Raw genomic sequence first — 7,289 nt, 5'->3', positions numbered from 1 at the left:
GGGCTGGCGATCGGGCAGGGCGGGCTCGATCATCGCGCCGGCCCAGGTGCCTTCGCGCACGACCGTGGCAAATAGCCGGAGCTGGCCGGTGGTGCGGCCCAGTTCACCCGCCAGCCGGCCCTGCGGCAGGCCGGATTCCAGCATGGCGCGGGCGATGATTGCCTCGGCGCGGGCTTCCAGCGCGGTGGCAATCGCTTCCAGGAATGCAGCGCGCGCGGCCGGCGTGGTTTCGCGATAGGTATCGAATGCCGCGCCCGCCAGGGCACAGGCCTGCGCGATATCGGCCAGCGGCGTCACGGCAAAATCGCCGTCCAGCGCCTGGCCGGTGGCGGCGGCCACGCCAGTGAAGGTTTCGCTGCTGGTGCGGTTTTCCCCGCCGATCAGATAGGCACCGTTCATGGGCGCAAGTTCCTTTGCCGTTGTGCGCGGCAGCCCGCGCGGTCTGGTCACGGCAGATAGGGTGTTCAGTTTGGTTGCGCTACCATCAATATTGCCCGTGCGCGAGAAAGGCCGTGATCCGTGCCTCTTCATCGGCGATATCCAGGCCGCGCTGTGCCAGCCAGGTATCGTTGAAGCAGGTGGAGGCATAGCGTTCACCGGAATCGCACAGCAGCGTGACGATCGAGCCGTGCTGGCCGGCACGGGCCATGTCGCTCGCCAGCCGCGCGCAGGCGATCAGGTTGGTGCCGGTCGATCCACCCACGCGGCGGCCAAGATGGCGCGACAGCGCACGCGCCGCCGCGATCGAGGCGGCGTCTTCGACCACTTCCATCCGGTCGATCACATTGGGCACGAACGAGGGTTCCACGCGCGGGCGACCAATCCCCTCGATCACGCTGCAGGCGCCATCCTTGCGCACGATGGTGCGATCGTGCCAGTGGCGGTGAAATACCGAATGCGCCGGATCGGCCACGCAGATGCGCGTGGCATGGCGGTGATAGCGCACGAAGCGGCCCAACGTGGCCGAAGTGCCGCCCGTGCCGGCACCACACACGATCCAGGTGGGGATCGGGGCAGGCTCGCGGCGCATCTGGGCAAAGATGCTTTCGGCGATGTTGTTGTTGCCGCGCCAATCGGTCGCGCGTTCGGCAAAGGTGAACTGGTCCATGTAGTGGCCGCCGCGCTCATCGGCGAGGCGCTGCGCCTCGCCATAGACGGCGGTGGGATCGGCCACCTTGTGGCATTGCCCGCCCAGCGCCTCGATCGCGGCGATCTTCTCGGCGGCGGTGGTGGCCGGGATCACCGCGACGAACGGCAGGCCCAGCATGCGCGCGAAATAGGCTTCCGATACGGCGGTGGAGCCGGACGAGGCCTCGACTACGGTCGTGCCTTCGCCGATCCAGCCGCTGCACAGCGCGTGCAGGAACAGCGAGCGGGCCAGCCGATGCTTGAGGCTGCCGGTCGGGTGACTGCTTTCATCCTTGAGGTAGATGGCAACGCCGGGCAGCGCAGGCAGATCGAGCGGGATCAGGTGGGTATCGGCGCTGCGGGCATAGTCTGCCTCGATCCGGGCGATCGCCCAATCGGCCCAGCGGCGCGGCGCCTTGTCCATTCCGACCGTTGCCATCTGCCGTGCGTGCATTGCAAAAACCCCCTCCTCAATATCCGCTCGCACCATAGCAGCGGGGACAGGGCAGGGGGTTGCAAAGATTACGGTGCATTGGCGTGGGTGTGCAATCCCGATGCACGATCGTTAAATTTGGCGCACCTCCTTTGCAAGGGAGGTGCTACCCGATCATTTCGGTTCGACGTGGCCGCCAAAACCATAACGCATGGCCGACAGCACCTTGTCGCCAAACGTGGTTTCCATGCGGCTGCGATAGCGGGCAAACAGCGCAGCCGAGAGCACGTAGGCCGGCACCGCTTCTTCCATCGCGGCTTCGACCGTCCAGCGGCCTTCGCCCGAATCCGCCACGTTGCCCGAGAACTGGTCGAGCGCATGGTCGCGCGCGAGGGCGTCTGCCGTCAGATCGAGCAGCCAGGAAGCGACCACGCTGCCGCGGCGCCAGGTTTCGGCAATGTCGGGCAGGTTGAGGTCAAAGCGTTCGTCTTCGGGCAGTTTGTCCGATGCCTTGGCCTTGAGGATATCGAACCCTTCGGCAAAGGCGGCCATCATGCCGTATTCGATGCCATTGTGGACCATCTTGACGAAGTGGCCCGCGCCCGCCGGCCCGGCGTGGAGATAGCCCTTTTCCGGGCGCGGGTCGGCATCGTCGCCACGGCCAGCAGTGCGCTCGATCGTACCCATGCCCGGCGCCAGCGATTCCAGGATCGGGTCGATCGCGGCGACGGCCTCTGCCGGCCCGCCAACCATCATGCTGAAGCCGCGGTCAAAGCCCCAGACGCCGCCAGACGTGCCCACGTCAACATAGGCGATGCCCTTGTCGGCCAAGGCCTTGGCGCGGCGGATATCGTCCTTGTAGAACGAATTGCCGCCGTCGATCAGGATGTCGCCAGGGGCGGCAAGATCGGCCAGTTGGGCGATGGTGGTTTCGGTGATCTCGCCAGCGGGCAGCATGACCCAGAACACCTTCTGGCCCTCGAACTTGGTGGCGGCATCCTCCAGCGAGGTAGCGGCAATCGCGCCATGCTCGGCGAGGGCAGCAACGGCCTCCTTGGCCACGTCGAACGCAACGATTTCATGGCCGGCACGCATCAGGCGGCGGGCAATCCCGGCGCCCATGCGGCCCAAGCCGATGATGGCAACACGCATGCAAGCAATCTCCTGTCGAACTTTTCAATCCGGCCGCGAGCCAGCGCCGGTTCCTGGACGGCTCAGCGGCTTTTCGCGATGGCCTCGTGCGCCAGCTTGACGACGTTGTCACGCGTGAAGCCGAACTTTTCCTGAAGTTTGGCAAGCGGGGCCGAGGCGCCGAAGGTGGACATGGTAACCATCGCCCCATCCATGCCGACATAGCGATCCCACCCCAGCGAGCCGGCTTGTTCCACCACCACGCGGGCGCGAACCGCGCGCGGCAGCACGCTTTCGCGCCAGGCGGCATCCTGTTTTTCAAAGCGATACCAGCTGGGCATGGATACCACGCGGGCCCGCACGCCCTGTTCGCACAGGGCACGCCAGGCCTCTACCACCAGCGGCAGTTCGGAGCCGGTGCCGATCAGGATGACCTCGGGATCGGCATCACCGGCGCCGGGGCAATCGGCCAGGACATAGGCGCCGCGCGCCACGCCGTCGGCACTGGCCATCTCGCTGCGGTCGAGCGTGGGAATGGCTTGGCGTGAGAGAATCAGTGCGGTGGGGGTGTGCGTGCTTTCCAGTGCCAGGCGCCAGGCCACGGCCACTTCATTGGCATCACCGGGGCGGATGGTGTCGAGGCCGGGAATGGCGCGCAGCGTGGCCAGGTGCTCGATCGGCTGATGCGTCGGGCCATCCTCGCCCACGCCGATGGAATCGTGGGTGAAGACAAACACCGTGGGCACTTCCATGATCGCGGCCAGGCGAATGGGTGCGCGCATATAGTCGGCAAAGACCAGGAACGTGGCGGTGTAGGGCCGCAGGTATGACAGCGCCATGCCGTTGGCGATCGCGCCCATGGCATGTTCGCGCACGCCGAAATGCAGGTTGCGGCCGGCGCGATCGTCTGGCGAGAACGAGGGCGCGCCGGTGATCTCGGTCTTGGTCGAGGGAGAGAGATCCGCCGCGCCGCCGATCAGCGCGGGCACATGCGGCGCCAGCGCATTGAGCACTTTGCCACCCGCCTCGCGCGAGGCGATGCCCTTGGCATCTGCGGGGAAGCTGGGCAGCGCATCCTGCCAGCCTTCGGGCAGGCGTCCGCCGCGCAGCAGGTCCAGTTCCTTGGCCAAGGCAGGATAGACCGCGCGATAGCGTTCGACCATCGCCTCCCACGCCTCGCGCAAGGGGCGGCCGCGCGCGTCGATCGCGCCGGAAAACGCCTCCTTCACGCCAACGGGCACGTAAAACGCCTTGTCCTGAGGCCAGCCATAAGCGGCCTTGGTGGCGCGCACGCCGTCTTCGCCCAGCGGCTCGCCATGGGCCTTGGCGCTGCCGGCGCGGGGGCTGCCCCAGCCGATGACCGAGCGGACGATGATCAGCGTGGGCCGGTCGGTGGTTTCGCGAAAGCGCGCGAATGCGGCGTGCAGGGCCGGCAGATCGTTGGCATCATCGACATGCAGCACCTGCCACCCGTAGGCGGCAAAGCGGGCGCCGACATCCTCGGTAAAGGCGATCTGGGTCGACCCTTCGATCGAGATGGTGTTGCTGTCATAGATCCAGCACAGGTTTGAGAGGCGCAGATGCCCGGCGAGCGATGCCGCTTCGCCCGAAACCCCCTCCATCATGTCGCCATCGCCGCACAGGGCATAGACGTTGTGATCGAACAGCGGGAATTCATCGCGGTTGAAATGCGCGGCCAGGCTCTGTTCGGCCATCGCCATGCCAACAGAATTGGCCACGCCCTGGCCCAGCGGGCCGGTGGTGGTCTCCACCCCGGTGGTCATGCGGTATTCGGGGTGGCCAGGGGTCTTGCTGTCCAACTGGCGGAACTGCTCGATATCGGCCAGGCTGACGGCGGGCTTGCCGGTCTTGGCGCCATGGGCGTCGATTTCTTCCACGCCGGCCAGATGCAGTACGGCATAGAGCAGCATCGAGGCGTGGCCAACCGACAGCACGAAGCGATCGCGGTTGGGCCAATCGGGGCAGGCCGGATCGGTGCGCAGCACATCGCGCCACAGGGCATAGGCCACCGGCGCTAGCGCCATCGGCGTGCCGGGATGGCCCGAATTGGCCTTTTGCACGGCGTCCATCGCCAGGGTGCGGATCGTGTCGATCGCCAGGCGATCGTCGTGCGACTGCATGTCGGCCGCCGGGGGGTGAAAGGTTGGGGCGCTGTCTGTCATCAAGGGATGTCCCGATAGGGCGGCCTGCGGCGCGCGGGGTATGAGGCAAGCAACGACCAAGGGCGTGCCCGGTTTCGCGGGCGTGGTGGGCCAACTGTGTTTTTTGCCTTTTTGTGCAGGAGCCTGTGCCGCGCTGCGGCGTTTGTTGCGGCATGGCGCTTGCCGACAAGAAGGATGCCGTGATGCCCCCTGCCGATCGACCCAACGACAGCCTGAGCGATGAAGATGCCTTGCGCGCGCGGGTTGATGCGGCGGTGCTGCCGCCGCCGATCGTTGGGTTCTGGCAGCGTGCGCATGTCCAGCTAAAACCCGATGCCACGCGCACCGTGCTGCGCCCGTTTGATCTGGCCTATCCCGAAGGCTTTGGCAAAGAGCCGGGTGACCGCGTGCGCGCCATCGTCGATCGCGTTGCCGGGCTTGACGAGGATGCGGTGACCCAGGCGCTGGCCTATATGAAGGAACTGCTCGACGCGCGGCATCGCGATGTACTTGCCACGCTGGAGCGGCGGGTGAGCGAGATCACCGCCATCGCCCCGCAGACCGCGCAACTGGGCATCGGCCAGCGCCTGCTGGTGGGCGGCATGTTCCTGCAGGAATACGCGTTCGAGGCGGCGGCCCTGTTCAATCCCACGATCGTGCCGGCGCCTGATCAAAGCGACGCGCCGCCCGGCGGCATGCGCTTTATCTGCGCGCTGCGTGGCATTGGGGAGGGGCACGTATCCTCGATCACCTTCCGCACCGGCTGCTGGGACGGCGCTGCCGGGGTGACGATCGATCCGCCCGCGCCACTGGCCGCCTCGCCGCGCATCGATGCGCAGGACGAGGATGGCACCGCACTGCGCCTGCATTTCGATAGCGCGCAAGACGTGTCGGAAGCCGTGCTCTTTCCGATGACGGCGGCGCAGGCACGCGGGTTGGAAGACCTGCGCCTGGTGCAGTTCACGCAGGACGATGGCACGGCCTGCTATCACGGCACGTTTACCGCGTTCGACGGGGTGGCCGGGCGCACGCAGATGCTCTCGACCAGCGATTTCCGCCGGTTCGACATTCGCACCCTGACCGGGCGCGTGGCGGTGAACAAGGGCATGGCGCTGTTCCCGCGCAAGGTGGGCGGGCGCTATGCCATGATCGGGCGGCAGGACAACGAGAACATCTGGCTGATGCGATCGGACAGCCTGTGGCACTGGGACGAGGCGGAGCGGATCGTCTGCCCGCGCCATGTCTGGGAATTCGTGCAGATGGGCAATTGCGGCCCGCCGATCGAGATCGATGAGGGCTGGCTGCTGATGACCCACGGCGTGGGCCCGGTGCGCAACTACACCATCGGCGCGGTGCTGCTCGATCGTGATGACCCATCGCGTGTGATGGGCCGGGCGCGCCTACCACTGCTGCGCCCCGGCCCGGAGCAGCGCGACGGCTATGTGCCCAACGTCGTCTATAGCTGCGGCAGCCTGGTGCTCGGCCGCCGCCTGCTGGTGCCCTATGGCATTGCCGACAACTTCGCGAGCTTTGTCAGTTGCGATCTCGATCCACTGCTGGCGGAGATGGATTGACCTATATCGTATTGCGATATAACTGCCGGCGCCGAGGAGAACGCCATGGCAGATCACACATCATCCCGCGAATGGGCCGCGCCGCGCTGGCGCAAGGCCGATCACAGCGCCGATATGCGCATGGTGGTGCTGGCGGCGATGGCCATGGTGGTGGGCACCGGCGGCGCGCTGGGTGCCTGGGCGCTGATGCGGTTGATTGCCATCGCCACCAACCTGTTCTGGTTTGGCCGGCTGTTTACGGCGCCGGTCGTTCCCGGTGACGCGCATCTGGGCGTGTTGATCGTGGCAGTGCCGGTGGTGGGCAGCCTGATCGTGGGCGTGATGGCGCGCTATGGCTCTGACAAGATCAGGGGCCACGGCATTCCCGAGGCGATCGAGACGATCCTCTATGGCGAAAGCCGGCTCTCGCTCAAAGTCGCGCTGCTCAAACCGCTGTCGTCGGCCATTTCGATCGGCAGCGGCGGCCCGTTTGGCGCGGAGGGGCCGATCATCATGACCGGCGGGGCGATCGGTTCGCTGTTTGCGCAGTGCTTTCATCTCAGCGCGGCCGAGCGCAAGACACTGCTGGTGGCGGGCGCCGCAGCCGGGATGACCGCGATCTTTGCCACTCCGCTCGCTGCCGTGCTGCTGGCGGTGGAAGTGCTGCTGTTCGAATGGAAGCCACGCAGCTTCGTGCCGGTGGTGATGGCGGTGCTGGTGGCCCATGCCTGGCGGCCGCTGCTGCTGGGCGCTGGGCCGATGTTTGCCCTGGCGCCTGGCGTGGCCCCGGTGCCGGGAATCTTGGGCCTGGCCGGTGCCCTGGCGCTGGGCTTGGTCGTCGGGCTGGAAGCGGCGGCGCTGTCGTGGCTGCTCTATCGCGTG

At 66.7% G+C, this 7,289-nt stretch carries 6 protein-coding genes; 2 read left to right on the top strand and 4 right to left on the bottom strand.

Annotated elements, in window-relative coordinates; all coding sequences use genetic code 11:
• The 4 genes from H926_RS0100425 to tkt all read right to left on the bottom strand — a co-directional run.
• Positions 1-399 (bottom strand): aldehyde dehydrogenase family protein (locus H926_RS0100425; RefSeq protein WP_028657385.1); only part of this gene is annotated, 399 nt, incomplete at its 3' end.
• Between the two features lie 85 nt (positions 400-484).
• Entirely contained in the window at positions 485-1,567 is a 1,083-nt protein-coding gene (locus H926_RS24850) for a PLP-dependent cysteine synthase family protein (RefSeq protein ID WP_237740948.1), read from the bottom strand.
• Between the two features lie 168 nt (positions 1,568-1,735).
• On the bottom strand, positions 1,736-2,722 hold the full coding sequence (gnd, locus tag H926_RS0100415) for a phosphogluconate dehydrogenase (NAD(+)-dependent, decarboxylating) (protein ID WP_371256210.1): 987 nt from the start codon (positions 2,720-2,722) through the stop codon (positions 1,736-1,738).
• 53 nt (positions 2,723-2,775) lie between these two features.
• Positions 2,776-4,875, bottom strand: coding sequence for a transketolase (gene tkt / locus H926_RS0100410; RefSeq protein WP_028657384.1), 2,100 nt, complete (start codon positions 4,873-4,875; stop codon positions 2,776-2,778).
• Positions 4,876-5,027: 152 nt separating this feature from the next.
• On the opposite strand from tkt, the gene H926_RS0100405 reads away from it, so the two are divergent.
• Both H926_RS0100405 and H926_RS0100400 read left to right on the top strand, forming a co-directional pair.
• Positions 5,028-6,428 carry a glycoside hydrolase family 130 protein gene (locus tag H926_RS0100405; RefSeq protein WP_022674534.1) on the top strand — a complete coding sequence of 467 codons (1,401 nt, stop codon included), beginning with the start codon at positions 5,028-5,030 and terminating at the stop codon, positions 6,426-6,428.
• A gap of 45 nt (positions 6,429-6,473) precedes the next feature.
• Positions 6,474-7,289: chloride channel protein (locus H926_RS0100400; RefSeq protein WP_022674533.1), on the top strand; the 816-nt coding region annotated here is incomplete at its 3' end.

The organism is Novosphingobium sp. B-7 (genome assembly GCF_000410615.1).
Classification (GTDB): Bacteria; Pseudomonadota; Alphaproteobacteria; order Sphingomonadales; family Sphingomonadaceae; genus Novosphingobium; species Novosphingobium capsulatum.
Note: the sequence above shows the minus strand (reverse complement) of the source record. Positions and strands in the feature narration are given on the sequence as shown.